The sequence below is a fragment of the Pseudogulbenkiania sp. NH8B genome (genome assembly GCF_000283535.1).
Lineage (GTDB): Bacteria > Pseudomonadota > Gammaproteobacteria > Burkholderiales > Chromobacteriaceae > Pseudogulbenkiania > Pseudogulbenkiania ferrooxidans.
Genome location: NC_016002.1, coordinates 2,055,997 through 2,071,519 on the forward strand (window position 1 = coordinate 2,055,997; position 15,523 = coordinate 2,071,519).

The following is a 15,523-nucleotide window of genomic DNA, read 5'->3' on the forward strand; positions in this document are numbered from 1 at the left end:
ATATAACAAGGGCACATCGGGGTGAGGCAATGGGGTAACCCATCGCCAAACACTGGAGCTCCACCATGCCGGAAAAGGCACTCTCCCTCTTGGACGCATTACTCATCGCCCTGGGTCTCGGCCTGACCGTGCCCGTGGCTCGCGGGCTCTTGCAAGTCCCGCTGCCGCGCTGGCAAGTCCTGCTCGGCCGGGCCCTGCTCAACGGCATCTTCACCGTCACGCCGTTCTCGGCGCTGGTCTGGTGGCCGGATGCCAACCCCTACGCCCTGGTCGGCGCGAGCGGCTTCTGCGCCCGCCTGGGCTGGGACGGCTTCAACTCCTGGGCCGAGCGCTACCTCGAAAAGCGTTACGGCAAAGGAGGCACCAACGACTAAACCCCACCCCGCAGCCCACCACCAGCCCCGCGTCAGCCACGTCGCGGGGCTTTTTCATGACAGGAGCCACCATGCCGCTCACTCTCGACCAACTGCACCGCATCATGCCCAACGCCCGCGACAAAGCGGGCGTTTTCTTGGGGCCGCTCAACCTCGCCATGAAGGAATTCGGCATCGCCGACACCACCCAGCGCGTCGCCATGTTCCTCGCCCAGATCGCCCACGAATCCGGCGAACTGCGCTACATGCGCGAACTGGCCAGCGGCGCCGCCTACGACACCGGCAACCTCGCCCGGCGCCTCGGCAACACCCCCGAGCCGGACGGCGACGGCCAGCGCTACAAGGGGCGCGGCCTGATCCAGATCACCGGGCGCGACAACTACGCCCGCTGCGGCGAGGCGCTCGGCCTGCCGCTGCTGGAACGCCCCGAACTGCTGGAAATGCCCGTCAACGCCTGCCGCTCGGCGGCGTGGTACTGGGCGGGCAGGGGGCTCAACGCACTGGCCGACAAGGGCGCGTTTGACACCATCACCGCCCGCATCAACGGTGGACAGAATGGACGCGAAGAACGCCGTGCCTGCTGGGCTCGCGCCAGCCAGATCTTGAAAGGATAACCATGTGGAGAAAAGCCCTTCCCTGGCTGGTGCTGCTGGCGGCGCTGGCCGGCTCGCACTGGCTCACCTACCGCCACGGCAAGGACGTGGTCTCGGCGGCGTGGAAGCTGGCCGACACCACCCGCGAGCGCAACCACAACGCCGCACTTAATGACCTGCAGCAACGGCTGCGCCGCCAGGAAGCCGACGCGGCCCGCCAGTTGCTCGCCGCCGAAACCCGTTACCAGGAACAACGCCGCCATGCCGAAACCGAAAAAGCCCGCATTCTGGCTGACCATGCTGCTGGCCTGCGCCGCCTGTCAGTCCCCATCAAGCCTGCCGCCTGCCACGTTGCAAACCCTTCGGCCAACGTTGGCGGAAGCAGCACCGATCCAGCGCCACGAGCCGAACTTTCAGCAGAGGCTGCTGGATTTCTTGTCGGCCTCGCCGCCGAAGCCGACGCCGTCGCCATCGAACTGAACCGCTGCGCGGACCGGCTGACCATTCGCGAGCAACTCGGCCAGCCATGACAACCCACTAACCACCATCAACAACCTCACCAAAGCAAAAGCCCCCAACTGTTAGCGCAGTGGGGGCTTTCTGTATCCCAATCCTTATAGCGGAAGGAAAGGAATCTGTAATGAAGTATACAAGAGGAAGATTCCAAATGACACGTCAAGGCATTGATCTCAAGACACAATTCTCACCCTGGCTGCGTTTTTGCATCGGCATGGGCATCTTGTTTTTGGCGCTCACGCCGCTGCTTTGCGCTATCACGCCTCTGCTCTCAGCGATCCGCTGGTGGTAGCTTGCTAACGGGGCGTGGTGGCCAGCCCACCGCGCCCGCTCCTCAACCTCCACCACCAGCCAACAACGGGAGGCCTCAGCGCCTCCCCAACCGCTGCGCCGCCGCCGTGATGATCGCCGTCAGTTCCTCACGCTCAAAGAACGCTCCCGGATCGGCAATCAACTGCGCCCACTCACGCGGGCTCGCCACCATCGCCTCGCTCGGCACCTCCCGCATCACCATCTCTCCACGTACGTCGAAGTGCATCAAGAAGCGCTTGCGCCGCATCAGCTCGGCCACCGGCAAAGCCGGCACCACGTTGGCCGAAGCCCCTGCCTGCTGCTCCAGCACATCCAGCACCCACTGACGGAAGGCTTTGGCGCGTTGGGTGTGGGCGAACATCGCGATCAGGTGAGCGCCGCGTAGGGAGAAGATGCGGGTTTCGTTGCTGAGCGAGCCGCCGTTTCGCGAGACCCTCAAATTGAGGGTCTCGGTCATCGCCTCAGTGAATTCATCCTTGTTACGCTCGTAAATCTGGGTAACAGCATCGGCTTTTTTGTAGCCGAGAGCTTGGGCGATATCGGCGGCTTTTAGCCATGGTTGGCCGGAGTGGTCGACGATTTCTAGGCGTGTTTCGTCAAAGGTGAGGGCATTCATGGTGGTAGCTCCGTTTCTAGTCGGATTGGCCACCTCAAATGGGGTGGCCGGGAGGCTAGAAACCGCTACCACGCGGCGGACTTCTTCCCCTTACGGGTCTTGTATCCGTCACCCTCCCGGCCATTGATCGGAATTCTGGCGCAGGTGCGCGCCGACAGATCCGCAGTGGGCGGACTATGGGCGCAAAAAATCCACGGCTGACGGGCGTGGGGTGGTTCCGGTGGTAGCAAGAGTTTCTAGGCTCTTGCTGCGGAGGATAGGTGGGGAGGGGTAAGGCTGTCAAGCTGGCAAAAGAATGCATCATCTGCTTTTGTGAGGTTTGTAATATTTGGCTGGCTATATATATATATATGGATCAGCCATTTGCGATTAAAGCATAAATAACAAATGTTTTAAGCATGTTGCATTGAAATTTACTCAAGAGTCATATGGGGCTAGAATGGTAGGCGTCCAGTCCAGGGCAATTATATTGCTGTGGCAAACATTAAATTTCGGTGATTTGCAAATGACTATCAGATCCGATGCCCGCGACCGGTTTTTCTCCTCGCATCCAGACCAAACGCTTCTGGCTGAAGCCTTGGATGAAGCGTTTGACGTAACATTCGGAAATCAACATGGAGGTCAATTTGTTTGGCTTCTTGATCCAAAACCGAATGTCGGTGAACGCTTTGGTCTTCAAAAGGAAATTATCGCCTTTTATTCGCCGCACAATAAAACCGATTCTCGGACCCTAACAAACATCGAGAATTTTTCGGCTGCCCCGGATTTTAGGCATCGGGTCGACAAGGTTATTGCAATTATCATTCATGAGGGCAAAGCGGAAGAAACTGCTGAGTTGCTTAAGCAGACGAATGATTGGATTGTAATAACAATTCAAGCTGACGAACTTCGTAACAAGCAGCGAGGTCCTTTCTTTTTGCGGTCTCGCTTAGCCGAGCGTATTGGCGCCTTCGACTTGTTTGGTATGTCGTCTCCGATCAAGCATGATAAATATTTTTATGGTCGAGACTCTCTAGTTCAGGAGGTAATGCAGCGGATTACTTCTAGAGGAGAAAATTCTGGAATATTTGGGTTGCGAAAAACTGGCAAGACTTCTGTACTTTTTGCGCTACAACGACGACTTTTTGATAAAGGGGTTGTCGTTGAATATATGGACTGTCAAAGCCCCGGATTGTACGGGTCGAGATGGTGGCAATTATTGCGTGAAATTTCAAATCGCTTGTGTTCCACTCTAGAGTTAAAACACACAAAAAAAATCAAAGATACTGGTCTTTATGATAGAGAGAATGCCGCAAATAGTTTTAATCATTTAATGAAGCGGATTGTTGGTCTGGAGGGTATTAATCAAGTTTGCTTACTTTTTGATGAGGTGGAATTCATTACGCCAGGAATAAGTAACACCCTTGGTCAGCATTGGGATGGTGATTTTGTTCCATTTTGGCAAACAGTTCGCGCTACTTCGCAAGAGGTTACTGGTAAACTTTGTTTTATAACGGCTGGAGTCAATCCTTCGAGTGTTGAGCAGTCGCATTTTGAACAGATTCAAAACCCTATTTTTCAACTTGCCGTACCCTACTATTTGGAGCCATTAACACGCACAAGTGTTCGCGACATGGTGCGGTCGATCGGCAAGTATTCTGGATTTTCATTTGATGAAAGTTGTTATGATTTTTTGAAGAATACTTATGGTGGGCATCCGTACCTTATTAGGCTGGCATGTAGCGAGGTGGTGCGTTCAAAAGGGGATGTTCCTGTTGATAAAAGAATTTATGTAACAACAGAAGATTTTGAGTGCTGTAAGTCGGGTGTACGAAATCGTCTGGCTCAGCCAATTAAGGATATTCTTTTATCGTTGGTGTGGTGGTATCCTGAAGAGTATGAACTTCTGTTAATACTTGCTGATGGCGATACTGAGTTTGTGCTTTCCTATCTTAAGGAAAGTCCCGAAAAAGTTGTCCAATTTGTTAGATACGGTCTTGTTCATGGAGATAGCGGATCCTTCGCAATTAAGGATTTGCATGTTTTTCTTAACGAATATGGGGTTTCGTACAAAAAAATAATTTCTCCGTTTAGGCGTGGTGATCTGCCGCTAAGTGTTCTTCCAGAAGAGCCCAACCTTGAAGACTTGTCGCTTTTATTCGAAAGACGTACTGAGATTGAAGTGGCTTTAAGGAAATATCTATTGATGGTCCTTGGGTTTAAATTTGGATTCGATGATAAGCTGATTTCTGATAGAATCATGAAGGGGCTTCGCCAAAGGGCAGGTGCGCAAGATTTGAGCCAACTTTTTGTTGGTAGACGCCCTCAGGATGCCATAAATGAGCTATTTTTATCAGATTTGAAGCCGATATTTAAGTCGAATTGGGATGATCTTGGCCCAACTTTTGATAATAAGCTCGATCGCTTTGAAATGAACATGGATACCATAAATATAGCTAGACGCTATGAGGCCCATGCGAAGCCGGTATCAATCATTGATCGTGATGATTTTCTAAATAGTTATTCTTGGTTTAAAACGCGACTTAGTAAGGTCCCTCAAATTTTTGGGTAAAGGCCGTAACCCGCAACATCCCGTAGGGCGCACTCGAAGCGCATCGCAGTGCGCCCCATACAACCCGGCCCCTGACAGGCCATACCCATCCGCGTCGTCCGGACGTCTTCGCGCCACCCTCCGTCACCCTCCGGCACGTACGCCGCACACTCACCCCAGCGCGCCGTCCGATCCGCCCGCACCCCATCCCTTCGGCCAACCCCGGCCTGTCGCCACTGACGGGCTTTGTCTATGGTTAACGTACGCAGCGCCATCAAACCAGGCAGAGTAGGGCTGACACCCATCTGTCGCTGAAAAGCCGCAAAACTACGGCTTTTAGGCATCTATTTCTAGGTTGAAAACAACGTACGTGCAGAGGACTCAATGATTAAACAAATCACTCATATTTCAACCCACCAGTCCGCAAAAGTCGTTTCGGCCTTGTATGTACTATTTACACTGCCTTTTGTTCTTTTCGGTATTGTTGGGCTGATTTTTTCGCCTGCTGGCTCCAATTTTCCATTTTGGTTTTTTTTCATCGCCCCACTATTTTATGGCGGGATGGGCTACGTCATTTCACGATCTCTTTTTTGGATTTACAACCACGTTGCCAAAAGAATAGGGGGTATTGAATTCTCCACTACTGAAATTCAAGAAAAGTCTAACCGTTAAATCAACCTGGCGCGCTTGGGAGCGCCGGCTATTCACGCTGTTAGGGTGCGCTTATGAGAAGTGAAGGTGACCCGCTTCAGAGATACAAGAGGTGTGGTCTGCTTGGTGGGCTTGGTGTCGGTTTGTTGTCTGGCATTTTCATCGGTGGACCGAATTTTCACACTTGGCCTGTCGCAACGGAGCTCTACGTTATTGTGGGTAGTGGCGTCATCGGTGCGTTGATGGGCTATTTGGCCATCGCAATCATAGTCGGTACTCAGATCCGCGGCTCCAGTCCGGATTTTTGCGCGCTCGATAGCGACCATAGTTTCGATGATCAAATTGGCCATGCCGGCGCCAGCGACCATAGTTCCCTCGGTAGTCACGGTGGAGAAGACAGTGGCAATGCGTGACACGATCAAGGCCGTAACCCGCAACACCTCGTAGGGCGCACTAGAAGTGCAACGCAGTGCGCCCCACGCAACCCGGCCCCAGCCAGGCCATACCCACCCACGCCGTCCGGGCGCCTCGCGCCCCCACCGCCGCGCACGCCCTATGCCCAACCCCGCTGCACCGCCCGATACTACGCCCATCTCCCCCTCGACCAGGCCGGGTCCTCTATTGCCGCTGACGGGTTTGATTTATGATGTGGACATGCCCTGATCATCAAGCAAGGCATCACCGCCCCATAGCGCAGCGTCGCTAGGGATGACACAAGAAATACGTCTTTGGGGACCCCTATTGTTTAGGGGGTTTTGGAGGAATGAATCATGCGGTTTGACGAAATACAAGATGAAGTGCTGAATGTTCTTCAATTAGCACAAGGACGTTTTCTGACGGCATATCAAATTTGCCAGCGACTTCAAAAGGCAAGGTCGCCACTATGGAAAACTCTGGTCCAGGAATATCCTTCCCAAGATGCATCAACCCCTATGGGTGAGGGGACAGGGCGGCATTACTCTCCGGCATCATTCGTCGCCAACGCTCTAAAGTATTTCGTTGATAACAAGATGGTTGACGGGCTTATGCAAGAAACTTTTGAGTGTGACGGGGTTTCTTTTCATGAAATCGAGCCTGGGTTTACCGGCAATATCGTCGGTATCTGGGCGTTTCAGATCAAGCAAGTAAATTAATTGGTCGCTTCGTGAGGAGGCTTTGCCGATCTCACCCTTGCGGTCGTCTACTTGGGCGACCGCAAGGCCGTAATGCGCAGCACCCCGTAGGCCGCACTCGAAGCGCAGCGCAGTGCGCCGCCTGCAACCCGGTCCCGGACAGGCCATGCCAACCCATGCCGTCCGGCCGCCCCGTACCACCCACCGCCGCGCACGTCCCATGGCCACCCCGCCGCGCCGCCCGATCCCGCCAGCACCACACCTCCTCAGCCAACTCTGGCACCTGTCGCGGCAGATGATTTTCTTTTATGATATGTAGATATACAATGTCATGAGACTAAGCAGATCAGGGCTGGCAGCCCCGTGCCATTGGTCATAATGCAAAAAAATACGCCAGTAAGGGCGTCTCTTTCTAGATATAAGGAAGGATAGTGGTATGCGTTGGGATTTAGTTGCAGCATCTTTTCTGGTTGTTTCTGTCGGTGCACATGCTGACGAGATGGAGGATTTCATCATAAATACAGTGACTCCAAAGTCTTCTGAGTGGAGTGCAACAAAATCTGATCCGCTTGGTCTTGGAGCTTTTGGGATAAAGAAATACGACTGGCGTGCCAATGCGGGAAATGATCGTGTAGTTCTATTCGTTGATCCTGAAGATAAGGTTTCACCAACTGAGAAGCGTAGTAGTGATGCTCGGGCAGCTTCTAGAAACTGCAAAAATTTTAATAGCAAAATAGATGTGGGTAATGAAAAAACCCCGTATCTTGGTTGGTCGTCTGAATGTGGATTGGCTGATGGAGGGGTAATGCACCTTAGCCACTTTGCGTACACGACGGAAAAAGCTGGTTATAAAATATCTAGAATTTGGCGTGGTTCGCAAAGTGATGAGTCTATCCAGGAGTGGCAAAACAATATTAATAAAATCGTTTCAAAAATAAGCAAATGACTTTACGCATTTGATACGAAATGGTTAGCGTGACATTTCGTTCAATACGCGCCCTTCGGGTGTCGGGACGTTCCGCGCGTAGCGCGAAACGTCCCGACACCCGTAACACCCCGAAGGGCACACTCGCAGCGCAGTGCACCGCATGCAATCCAGCCCCTGACAACAGGCCATGCCCAACCGCGCCGTCCGGGCGCCCGCGTCACCCTCCGCAGCACACTCCCCACACCCAACCCCGCCGCACTGTCCGATCCACCACACCCATCCCCACGGCCAACCCCGGCCCCTGTCGCCGCTGACGGGTTTTGTCTATGGTTAACGTACCTTTCCTGCTGAGCAGGGAAGCCCCATAACGCAAAAGAATTCGACATCCAAGACGGCCACTTTAAGTTGGCCGTCACTAAACCCCGATGCTTTGCCATGAAACCGCAATTCTGCAAACTGGCGTACCTTGTCACGGCCTTCTCGTCATTGATGCTGACGCCGCCGGCTTCCGCGCAGCTATCCTCAGTGGGAATTGAACGGCGCGAGCAGTTGCTAAGCGCACTCCGTCCCGCGTGCGAGCGCATGGTTTTTCAAATTACGACCCATCGAGAGATCACGCTTGCTCTGTCTGCCCGGCCCATCCAGACGGCGGATGTCTGCAATTGTTCTGAGGCAAAAATCTCGTCAGACCCTCGCTTGGAAAAGTTTTGGCCCCTTTCCGAAAGAGACATGAAAGAGCCAATCGAATCCGAACAGGTTAAGTCGTACATCACGGGCCGCATGATCACATCGGTTCTGCAATGCCTTTCACAAGAGTTCGACACATCGCTTGGAAAGGCTCCACTGCCCTAAGCTGCCCCCCTCTTGGCGCACTCGAAGCGACACGCAGTGAGCCGCATACAACCCGGCCCCATGCCCACCCGAGCTGTCCGGGCGTCCCTGCGCCGACACCCAATTCCGCCCGCGCCCGTTCTGCTAGACCAGTCCAAATAGGCTTCCAATTTGTCCTAGTTGTTACGAGTGTTTTTGTGTAGTGTTAATGCATATCCATTGTCATCCTGCTCGCCTATTGTGCTCGATGTTTGCAATGGCTTTCCCCGTGCGGTTAGTGGCGACTGTCTTGTTGCATAAGGAACGATAACCATGTGGAAGGTAATTAAACATTTTTTTGTTTTAACACTCTTCGCTGTATTGCCGTTTCACGCTTACGCTGATGACAAAGCCACAATAAATGCCTTGGAAAAGAAAGATTTTAAATTTCTCAATAATTACCTGAATGAAATACAGACCAAATTTGAGGCGGGGAAAGTTACTGAGATTGAGCTGAGGAATGCATTTCGCCCATTCTACAAATTAAATCAGGCCCAGGAAAATGCGCTCCGTGAGTGGGTGGCGGCTTACCCTAAGTCATACGCATCCAGATTGGCATTGGGTATATTCATCAAGAAAAAAGCATGGGAAATTAGAGGCGATAAATATATATCAAAAACGCCACAAAAAAATATTGACGAAATGGAAAAGCTTTTTACGCAATCACGGGCCGAGCTTATTTCATCTCTTTATTTGACTAAAAAACCATACTTGTCGGTATTCCATTTGCTGGATATCGCCAAAGGTCGTGGCGATGATGAGGATGCTCAGAAACTGCACTTGGAAGCCAACAAGATGCTCCCAAATAACCGTCTGGTAAGAGCGCGCTACTTTGCGACACTTGAACCGAGGTGGGGAGGCTCTTACAAGTTGATGGAAGAATATATAAATTCTGCGAAAAAGGAGGGGGTCGACCAAATTGGAATATGGCAGCTTGAGGCAATAAAATTTAACGATCAAGGATTGACGGCGTGGGAGAATAAAAACTATGTGGCGGCACATAGTGATTTTCTGGCAGCCCTAAATAGGGCGAAACGCATTGGCGGAACATTTAGAGAGGATTATCTGCATCAAGCAGAAGAGTTTGTCTGCAAATTGTCCCATCAACCGGAATATTGCAAGTAGCTTGATCGGCAGTTGTGATGAAACAGGCGCTTGTCAAATTTCTGATGTCCGTGAGTGTGTTCGCTGCACTTTGTGCAGCTATCTCCCGTACAAGCAATGATGGTTGGCTTACGGCTTGGCTCCTGCTGCTGATCTTTGTCGCGCTTCCTATTGCAATCCTTGCCTGGATAGATCTCGGACGAAAACTACGTAACTCACCGACAAACTCCCCTGTGCTCTTTGTGGTGGGTATTGTTTTTGGCCTGCCACAAGCTCTGTTCGGGAGTGTAGCCGTTTTAGCAGGTTTAACCATTGTCGGCTGGGTTCTCTACAACTCACTTTGGGCGCGGTTACCGCAGTATACAGGGGGCTTTCTGACGTTCGGCGTGGGGCCAGCTCTTATCATTTTTGGTGTAGCCTGGATGCGCGATGCATTTAAACGGTACCGTGATGGGCCTTGTGCCACAGAGCATGCTAAAGCCGAAGGTCCCTCTGCTGGCGGACCAACGGTTTAATGCAGCCCGTAGGGCGCACTCGAAGCGCAGTGCCTGGTTGTCTCACGCAACCCTTTGCCCTCATACCCCCTTGCCTTACCCCGCCGCGCTGCACGATCCCGCCCGCACCCCATGTCCTCGGCCAACCCCGACCCTGTCGCCGCAGACGGGATTTCTTTGTGGCGGCAAAGCGTCTATTGTCAGAAAGTCGAGATCCGTGAGGCAATCAAGCTGCTGCCGCACACGATGATGTTCAAGAGCGTGATTTAGGAAGTTGGCCTTTGGTTGGAAGAAAATGAATCAGACTTCGCCCGCTACACTTTTAGCTGTAGCAAAGGTCTACTGGCGTCATTTTGCACCAGCATGGATGCTTCCTATTGTTTTGCTGCCGGTCGATGCGCTATCTGCAAGGCTGGGGCATCCACTTTTGTTTTTTTGGCTAATTGTAATGCCGCTTTTTTTCTGGGGTATTTTTCGCGGAGCACGGCCTTGGCTTGAGCATAAAATTAAATATTGGCATTGTGTGTTTTGGATTATGGTTTTTCCATTTTTGATCTGGGTTGTGGTGGTTGTTTGTTGGAATGCGTGGTGAGTCACATGAAAAATATTCAAGTTGATTGATGGTGCTGAAAATTGCGTTTACGACATTTTTCAGGCGCCGGATGAAGAGTTCGACTTGATATTTCCGCCCGATCATGATGTCGCGTTCATTGACGAAGTCTAAGCGCGGGGAGGTCGTCACAAAATGGTTGATTTCGGCCACCGGGGCATCCCCCGCTCAGCGGATAACGCTGGCAAAGTTACGTTTGAGTGCGGTGACGCTGACGGTCATGTCGGCGAGTATCCGGTCGATGAAGACGCTCCTGCGAAGATGAGAGGCGAGGAGGCGAGGAGGCGAAGCTTACGCCTTTTTGTCACGTTGAAGGTCGAGGTAATCGGCCCAGGCCTGGAGCATCTCCCGGCGTTCCTTGAGGTAGCCGGCATGGTTGTAGGCGGCTTTGACCTTGTTCCGCTCCAGGTGCGCGAGCTGGCGCTCGATGATGTCGGAGTTCCAGCCTTGTTCGTGCAGGATGGTGGAGGCCGTGGCGCGGAATCCATGACCGGTTGCCCGGCCCTTGTACCCTAGTATCTCGATCACGCGCAGGATGGTGGTGTTGGTCATCCCGGTATCGTGATTGCGTATGTTCGGGAAAACCCATCGACGCCGGCCTGTCAGCGGCTCCAACTCGCGCATGATCGCCACGGCCTGCTTCGGTAGCGGCACGATGTGGGGATCGCGCATCTTCATCTTCTCGGCCGGTATGCGCCACTCGGCGGCGTCCAGATCGAACTCGGTCCATTCCGCCAGGCGCAGCTCCTGGGTGCGTACCAAGGTGAGCATCTGCAGGTTGACGGCAAGGCGCGTGAGGCCGAATCCCTTATAGGCGTCGAGCGCTTTCATAAAGCCGGGCAGTTCGTCAGCCGAGAGGTGGGCGTTGTGACGTGTCGGCGGCATTCTCAGGGCGCCGCGCAGGGGGTAGGTGGGGTCGCTGTCGGCGCGCAGCGTGGCAATCGCATGCCGGAAAATGCTGCCGGCCCATTGTCGCACCAGCCTGGCGATGCTCGGCGCGCCGCGCTCGTCGATCTTGCGGATGGCAGCGAGTAGCTGGGCCGAGGTGACTTCGCGGATGGGGAGTTCGCCGTACTCGTCGAGCAGATCGCGCTGCAGGTGCTTTTCAACCTGCTTCCGGTACGTTTCCGACCAGTGCGGCCAGTTGACCACCTTCCATTCCTCGGCCACCACAGCGAGCGTCGTGGCGGTTTCCTTCTGGGAGCGCAGCTTGTCCAGCTTCTTCTCGGCCGTGGGGTTTTTCCCTTCCTTGACCAGTAACCGCACGCGCTCGCGCTCGGCGCGGGCTTCGGCCCGTGACACGTCGGGGTATTCGCCGATGGTGTAGATCCCGTCCTTGGTCGGCGATGTCCAGTAGCGGTAGCGCCAGAACTTGGCGCCGGTCGGCCTTATCTCGAGGTACAGCCCCTTGCCGTCCTGGAGCTTATACGGCTTGTCGAGTGGCTTGCTGGTACGGATTTTGACGTCGGAAAGCGGCACAGGATAAACCGGATAAGATGTTTTTGTTATCCGGTAATTTATCCGGTAATTTATCCGGTTTTTTACTGGATTGCCATGGTGTAGAACGGAGAATTGCGGAGGGAATTTACTGGAAATGCTTGATTTTCAAGGGCTGTGGGGAGGGGGAGGGAGGGTGATGATCGATAAGGCGGGTTATCGATCATTAGTAGCATATGATGCCTTTAAGCCTTATATTTGCTGAGTGGCATCGCTAAATGGCCACTTCGTTACTCACATCCTTACTCACAATGCAAATCGGTGGGCTCAGTTATGCCGCACGGTGCTTGTCATTGTCTTTCCATTCGGCCCCACTGGCAACAGCGCCGATAAATGCCTGGTGGCAGAAGCCAGCCAGTGGGGAAACTTTCCGAGGGAAGGGTGATGGTAGGGACGGGGAAAATTCTTCCCCTTGATCAAACTGTAGATTTTGGTCTTGCCCATGGATACGCGCGCTTTGACCGCGTGGATATTCATCAGTTGGTCTTGTACGGGCGCCTCTTTATAAAAACACCGTCTTTGTGGCCGGCGTTGGTGATCGGGGTGGTTATCGCATGGCATGCCAGGAATGGCCGGGTAGTGGCCATGCAACCCATGGTCGAGAGAGCGGGTGAAGTTGCTCCAGCCCTTTCGCAGGGCGGTTATGCAGGTGAACGGCTGGCCCTTTATTGATATCAGGCAAGTGATCGGATTCGCATCCGGCAGAGTGGCGTTCAGACAGCTTTATGCACTGCATGAGCCAATTATTTTGCATGAACTTTGACTAGGTTTACGAACTGAAGGTAAAGGCTGACACGGTCAATGTCTAAGTACAGCAAGGGCTTTGACTGGTTGGGTGGATTTGCCCCTGTATCTCAGGACACCAAACCACCCTTAGCTTGATGTTGCCGCCAGTCGTCTGAACTCCCGTGGGGAACGGTATTTCAGTGCACTGTGCGGGTGATACTCGTTGTAATGTTCGAAGGCAATGCTCAGGTTTCGCAAGGCGGTTGTGGCGTCCGGTTTCGGCATGTGCGTCACGTAATCCCGCTTTATCGTCTTAACCAGACTCTCTGCCATGCCGTTGCTCTGTGGACTGCACACCGGTGTCGTCACCGGCTCAAGGCCAAGCATCCGCGCAAACGTTCGGGTGGCCTCTGCCGTGTAGGCCGAACCGTTGTCACTCAGCCATTCTATCGGCGCCGATGGCCTATCCAGGCCGAGGCGCTTCTCCACGGCCTCCAGCACACGTTCTGCACGTCATCACTTCGATAGCCAGCAGTGCCGGCCACCCAGCTCATGACCTCGCGGTCACAGCAGTCCAGGGCGAACGTGACACGGAGCTTATCGCCATCGTCGCAATTTACTTCGAAACCATCGGAGCACCAGCGGGTATTGCTGCTCGCCACGGCGACACGGCCCTCATGCCGACGCGACACCCCAGGTTGCTTCATCCGGCGACTCAGTAGTAAGCCATGCTGCTTCATGACCCGGTACACCCGTTTGGCGTTGACCGGCCGTTGAGCGAGGGCTTCTCGCTGGCGCCGCAATAGCCCCCACGCCCGACGGTAGCCGTAACTAGGCAAGTCGCTAATGAGCGTCTTCAGGTCTGCAATCAGCCCCGTATCATCCAGCTGCCGATGCCGGCGACCGTCGCGCCAATCCGCAGAGCGTTTGCTTCGGACGGCCAGATGGGAGCGCGCTACACCAAGGCAGTCACTGACCAGCTTCACTGGCCGTCCTCCGGTAACAAGGGCGAGCGCGCAATCCATTTTCGCGAGCGGGCGACCTCCACGGCTTCCTTGAGAATCTCGGCTTCCATGGTCTTTTTGCCCAGCAGGCGCTGAAGCTCGCGGATTTGCTTCATCGCTTCGGCCAACTCCGAGGCGGGCACTACCGCTTCGCCGGCACTCACGGCAGACAGGCTGCCATCCTGATGGAGCTTGCGCCAATGGAAGAGCTGATTCGGATTGATGCCATGGCGGCGCGCCACCAGCGACACGGTTTGTCCTGGCTCGAAGCTCTCGCGCACCATGGCCAATTTCTCTTCGATTGACCAGCGCCGGCGGCGCTCGCGGCCAAGGACTTCTACGGAGGGTTTGTTAGTGTGAGTCATAAACACAGTCGTATGCCTATCCCTTATCTTAAGGGGGAAATGGTGTCCTGTGTTTCAGGGGGCTCGTCCAGATCGATTTCACAAAGAGAGCCTTACATGGACAGTAACTCACCGGTCCGTAGTGGGATCTTCCCTGCTATATATGCCAGATCCATGCCAGGCATCGCATAACGTCGGTTCTGCCGAGCAAACATAACACCAGCAGTTGTTGCCACATAACGAATAGTTTCACCTGATATAGGATCAACGACATCAACGACTGGCTCCCCCAGCTGCAAATACTTGCCGCACTCTGCAACATATGTAATAACGCCGGCTTTTTCCGCCACAATTACTTCTGTTCCTGCCAATGGCGTCGGCTTGTGCGATGGGAATGGCACCTCAACCGCCTTGCCTCCCTCGCAATAACCACTCAAACGCAGGTATTCGATAATGGCGTCAGCATCTACTTCAGCCTGTTGATGACCGACATCCAATTGCCCCCTTAGCTCGATAGTAGCGGTAGTAGTTGCCAACGGTATGTCATGTTGCGGCAGGAGTGTCTTGAGTCTTGTCCAGAATTCGACATGTGCCTCATCAAATGGTGAGCCGCCTTGAATCTCTGCATAGAGAGTCGCGTGAGCGCCCAACAGGGCAGACAGTGGCATGATCGCATCCAAAAATGCAGGATGTGTATAGAGGTGAAGCACAGATTCGCAGTCGCAATGAAGATCCAGCACTAGGTCACAACCGCAGGAAAGAGCAAGCAATGTGGTACGTAATGAGTCAACGGTACGCACTGTCTTAAATTTAGCGAGCTGCCTCTGTAATGCCCGCCGAATAAGCTGGACATTTTCTTGCGGACTCCCCCTCTGCTGATCGGCAACATCCTGAGCCACGCTTTCGGCCAGGGATGGGAACAGCCGGTTAAAGTTCTGCCCGGTCGCAAAATCGAATCTTCCCATCTGATAGCTTAGAACGGTCTGGTCCAGTCCGACAGGGTTGGCAACCGGCACGACAATGACCTCTCCGGTCAATTGACCGCTATCTTCCAGTAACTGCAGCTTTTCCCGAAGATAATGCGCTACGAGCATGCCGGGGATTTCTGAAGCGTGCAGACCGGCCTGGATGTAGGCACGTGGCTGGCCCTGTGAGCTGTCACCATAATGAAAACTGCTAATGTGGCGCTGGGATCCCAGAGACATGCCCTGCAGGGGGTGCTGGTATTGTTTCATAGTTGCG

General features: G+C 53.7%; 17 protein-coding genes and 1 pseudogene. 12 read left to right on the forward strand and 6 right to left on the reverse strand.

Annotation, left to right across the window (positions count from 1 at the left end):
• Nucleotides 1–65 precede the first annotated feature (65 nt).
• The 4 genes from NH8B_RS09495 to NH8B_RS21055 all read left to right on the forward strand — a co-directional run bounded on the left by NH8B_RS09495 (nt 66) and on the right by NH8B_RS21055 (nt 1,775).
• On the forward strand, nt 66–374 hold the full coding sequence (locus tag NH8B_RS09495; protein ID WP_014087115.1) for a hypothetical protein: 309 nt from the start codon (nt 66–68) through the stop codon (nt 372–374).
• A gap of 71 nt (nt 375–445) precedes the next feature.
• Nucleotides 446–988 (forward strand): glycoside hydrolase family 19 protein, encoded by a 543-nt coding sequence (locus NH8B_RS09500; protein ID WP_014087116.1) that lies wholly within the window; start codon nt 446–448, stop codon nt 986–988.
• Between the two features lie 2 nt (nt 989–990).
• Nucleotides 991–1,497: a lysis system i-spanin subunit Rz gene (locus NH8B_RS09505; RefSeq protein WP_014087117.1), complete on the forward strand. Its 507-nt coding sequence runs from the start codon at nt 991–993 to the stop codon at nt 1,495–1,497.
• A gap of 137 nt (nt 1,498–1,634) precedes the next feature.
• On the forward strand, nt 1,635–1,775 hold the full coding sequence (locus tag NH8B_RS21055; RefSeq protein WP_158453619.1) for a hypothetical protein: 141 nt from the start codon (nt 1,635–1,637) through the stop codon (nt 1,773–1,775).
• A 75-nt stretch (nt 1,776–1,850) separates the two neighbouring features.
• Here the strand turns inward: NH8B_RS21055 and NH8B_RS20190 are convergent, their stop codons facing one another.
• Nucleotides 1,851–2,411 carry a BRO-N domain-containing protein gene (locus NH8B_RS20190; protein WP_051002156.1) on the reverse strand — a complete coding sequence of 187 codons (561 nt, stop codon included), beginning with the start codon at nt 2,409–2,411 and terminating at the stop codon, nt 1,851–1,853.
• Between the two features lie 505 nt (nt 2,412–2,916).
• On the opposite strand from NH8B_RS20190, the gene NH8B_RS20455 reads away from it, so the two are divergent.
• Both NH8B_RS20455 and NH8B_RS20890 read left to right on the forward strand, forming a co-directional pair.
• Nucleotides 2,917–4,962, forward strand: coding sequence for an AAA-like domain-containing protein (locus NH8B_RS20455; RefSeq protein ID WP_014087119.1), 2,046 nt, complete (start codon nt 2,917–2,919; stop codon nt 4,960–4,962).
• 363 nt (nt 4,963–5,325) lie between these two features.
• The gene (locus tag NH8B_RS20890) at nt 5,326–5,613 is read left to right on the forward strand and encodes a hypothetical protein (protein WP_148282968.1); all 288 of its coding nucleotides are present in this window, start codon (nt 5,326–5,328) and stop codon (nt 5,611–5,613) included.
• Nucleotides 5,614–5,645: 32 nt separating this feature from the next.
• Here the strand turns inward: NH8B_RS20890 and NH8B_RS09520 are convergent, their stop codons facing one another.
• On the reverse strand, nt 5,646–5,942 hold the full coding sequence (locus NH8B_RS09520; protein ID WP_148282969.1) for a hypothetical protein: 297 nt from the start codon (nt 5,940–5,942) through the stop codon (nt 5,646–5,648).
• A gap of 420 nt (nt 5,943–6,362) precedes the next feature.
• On the opposite strand from NH8B_RS09520, the gene NH8B_RS09525 reads away from it, so the two are divergent.
• From NH8B_RS09525 to NH8B_RS20905, 6 genes are all read left to right on the forward strand, one after another.
• Nucleotides 6,363–6,725: a hypothetical protein gene (locus NH8B_RS09525; protein WP_014087122.1), complete on the forward strand. Its 363-nt coding sequence runs from the start codon at nt 6,363–6,365 to the stop codon at nt 6,723–6,725.
• Between the two features lie 415 nt (nt 6,726–7,140).
• Nucleotides 7,141–7,650 (forward strand): hypothetical protein, encoded by a 510-nt coding sequence (locus tag NH8B_RS20895; RefSeq protein ID WP_014087124.1) that lies wholly within the window; start codon nt 7,141–7,143, stop codon nt 7,648–7,650.
• 417 nt (nt 7,651–8,067) lie between these two features.
• Nucleotides 8,068–8,484 (forward strand): hypothetical protein, encoded by a 417-nt coding sequence (locus NH8B_RS09530; RefSeq protein WP_041702910.1) that lies wholly within the window; start codon nt 8,068–8,070, stop codon nt 8,482–8,484.
• A gap of 291 nt (nt 8,485–8,775) precedes the next feature.
• A complete protein-coding gene (locus tag NH8B_RS09535; protein ID WP_014087126.1) occupies nt 8,776–9,627 on the forward strand; it encodes a DUF4034 domain-containing protein in 852 nt (283 codons plus the stop codon).
• Between the two features lie 17 nt (nt 9,628–9,644).
• A complete protein-coding gene (locus tag NH8B_RS20900; protein WP_148282970.1) occupies nt 9,645–10,121 on the forward strand; it encodes a hypothetical protein in 477 nt (158 codons plus the stop codon).
• Nucleotides 10,122–10,395: 274 nt separating this feature from the next.
• Complete coding sequence (locus NH8B_RS20905; RefSeq protein WP_148282971.1) at nt 10,396–10,692, forward strand: hypothetical protein; 297 nt, start codon at nt 10,396–10,398, stop codon at nt 10,690–10,692.
• Nucleotides 10,693–11,001: 309 nt separating this feature from the next.
• Here NH8B_RS20905 and NH8B_RS09540 read toward each other — a convergent pair whose 3' ends face one another.
• The 4 genes and pseudogenes from NH8B_RS09540 to NH8B_RS09550 form a co-directional block, all read right to left on the reverse strand.
• Nucleotides 11,002–12,189, reverse strand: a complete 1,188-nt coding sequence (locus tag NH8B_RS09540) for a tyrosine-type recombinase/integrase (RefSeq protein WP_014087127.1) — start codon at nt 12,187–12,189, stop codon at nt 11,002–11,004.
• 285 nt (nt 12,190–12,474) lie between these two features.
• Nucleotides 12,475–12,768 (reverse strand): helix-turn-helix transcriptional regulator, encoded by a 294-nt coding sequence (locus tag NH8B_RS21380; protein WP_083844252.1) that lies wholly within the window; start codon nt 12,766–12,768, stop codon nt 12,475–12,477.
• 312 nt (nt 12,769–13,080) lie between these two features.
• A pseudogene (locus NH8B_RS20470) lies at nt 13,081–14,302 on the reverse strand (IS3 family transposase).
• 92 nt (nt 14,303–14,394) lie between these two features.
• Nucleotides 14,395–15,516 carry a succinylglutamate desuccinylase/aspartoacylase family protein gene (locus NH8B_RS09550; RefSeq protein WP_014087130.1) on the reverse strand — a complete coding sequence of 374 codons (1,122 nt, stop codon included), beginning with the start codon at nt 15,514–15,516 and terminating at the stop codon, nt 14,395–14,397.
• Nucleotides 15,517–15,523: the final 7 nt, after the last annotated feature.

What these genes read in the sequence shown, in the direction of transcription:
- NH8B_RS09495 (WP_014087115.1), top strand. Translation starts at nt 66, where the DNA reads ATGCCGGAAAAGGCACTCTCCCTCTTGGACGCATTACTCATCGCCCTG.
- NH8B_RS09500 (WP_014087116.1), top strand. Translation starts at nt 446, where the DNA reads ATGCCGCTCACTCTCGACCAACTGCACCGCATCATGCCCAACGCCCGC.
- NH8B_RS09505 (WP_014087117.1), top strand. Translation starts at nt 991, where the DNA reads ATGTGGAGAAAAGCCCTTCCCTGGCTGGTGCTGCTGGCGGCGCTGGCC.
- NH8B_RS21055 (WP_158453619.1), top strand. Translation starts at nt 1,635, where the DNA reads ATGACACGTCAAGGCATTGATCTCAAGACACAATTCTCACCCTGGCTG.
- NH8B_RS20190 (WP_051002156.1), bottom strand. Translation starts at nt 2,411, where the DNA reads ATGAATGCCCTCACCTTTGACGAAACACGCCTAGAAATCGTCGACCAC.
- NH8B_RS20455 (WP_014087119.1), top strand. Translation starts at nt 2,917, where the DNA reads ATGACTATCAGATCCGATGCCCGCGACCGGTTTTTCTCCTCGCATCCA.
- NH8B_RS20890 (WP_148282968.1), top strand. Translation starts at nt 5,326, where the DNA reads ATGATTAAACAAATCACTCATATTTCAACCCACCAGTCCGCAAAAGTC.
- NH8B_RS09520 (WP_148282969.1), bottom strand. Translation starts at nt 5,942, where the DNA reads ATGGCCAATTTGATCATCGAAACTATGGTCGCTATCGAGCGCGCAAAA.
- NH8B_RS09525 (WP_014087122.1), top strand. Translation starts at nt 6,363, where the DNA reads ATGCGGTTTGACGAAATACAAGATGAAGTGCTGAATGTTCTTCAATTA.
- NH8B_RS20895 (WP_014087124.1), top strand. Translation starts at nt 7,141, where the DNA reads ATGCGTTGGGATTTAGTTGCAGCATCTTTTCTGGTTGTTTCTGTCGGT.
- NH8B_RS09530 (WP_041702910.1), top strand. Translation starts at nt 8,068, where the DNA reads ATGAAACCGCAATTCTGCAAACTGGCGTACCTTGTCACGGCCTTCTCG.
- NH8B_RS09535 (WP_014087126.1), top strand. Translation starts at nt 8,776, where the DNA reads ATGTGGAAGGTAATTAAACATTTTTTTGTTTTAACACTCTTCGCTGTA.
- NH8B_RS20900 (WP_148282970.1), top strand. Translation starts at nt 9,645, where the DNA reads ATGAAACAGGCGCTTGTCAAATTTCTGATGTCCGTGAGTGTGTTCGCT.
- NH8B_RS20905 (WP_148282971.1), top strand. Translation starts at nt 10,396, where the DNA reads ATGAATCAGACTTCGCCCGCTACACTTTTAGCTGTAGCAAAGGTCTAC.
- NH8B_RS21380 (WP_083844252.1), bottom strand. Translation starts at nt 12,768, where the DNA reads ATGCCATGCGATAACCACCCCGATCACCAACGCCGGCCACAAAGACGG.
- NH8B_RS09550 (WP_014087130.1), bottom strand. Translation starts at nt 15,516, where the DNA reads ATGAAACAATACCAGCACCCCCTGCAGGGCATGTCTCTGGGATCCCAG.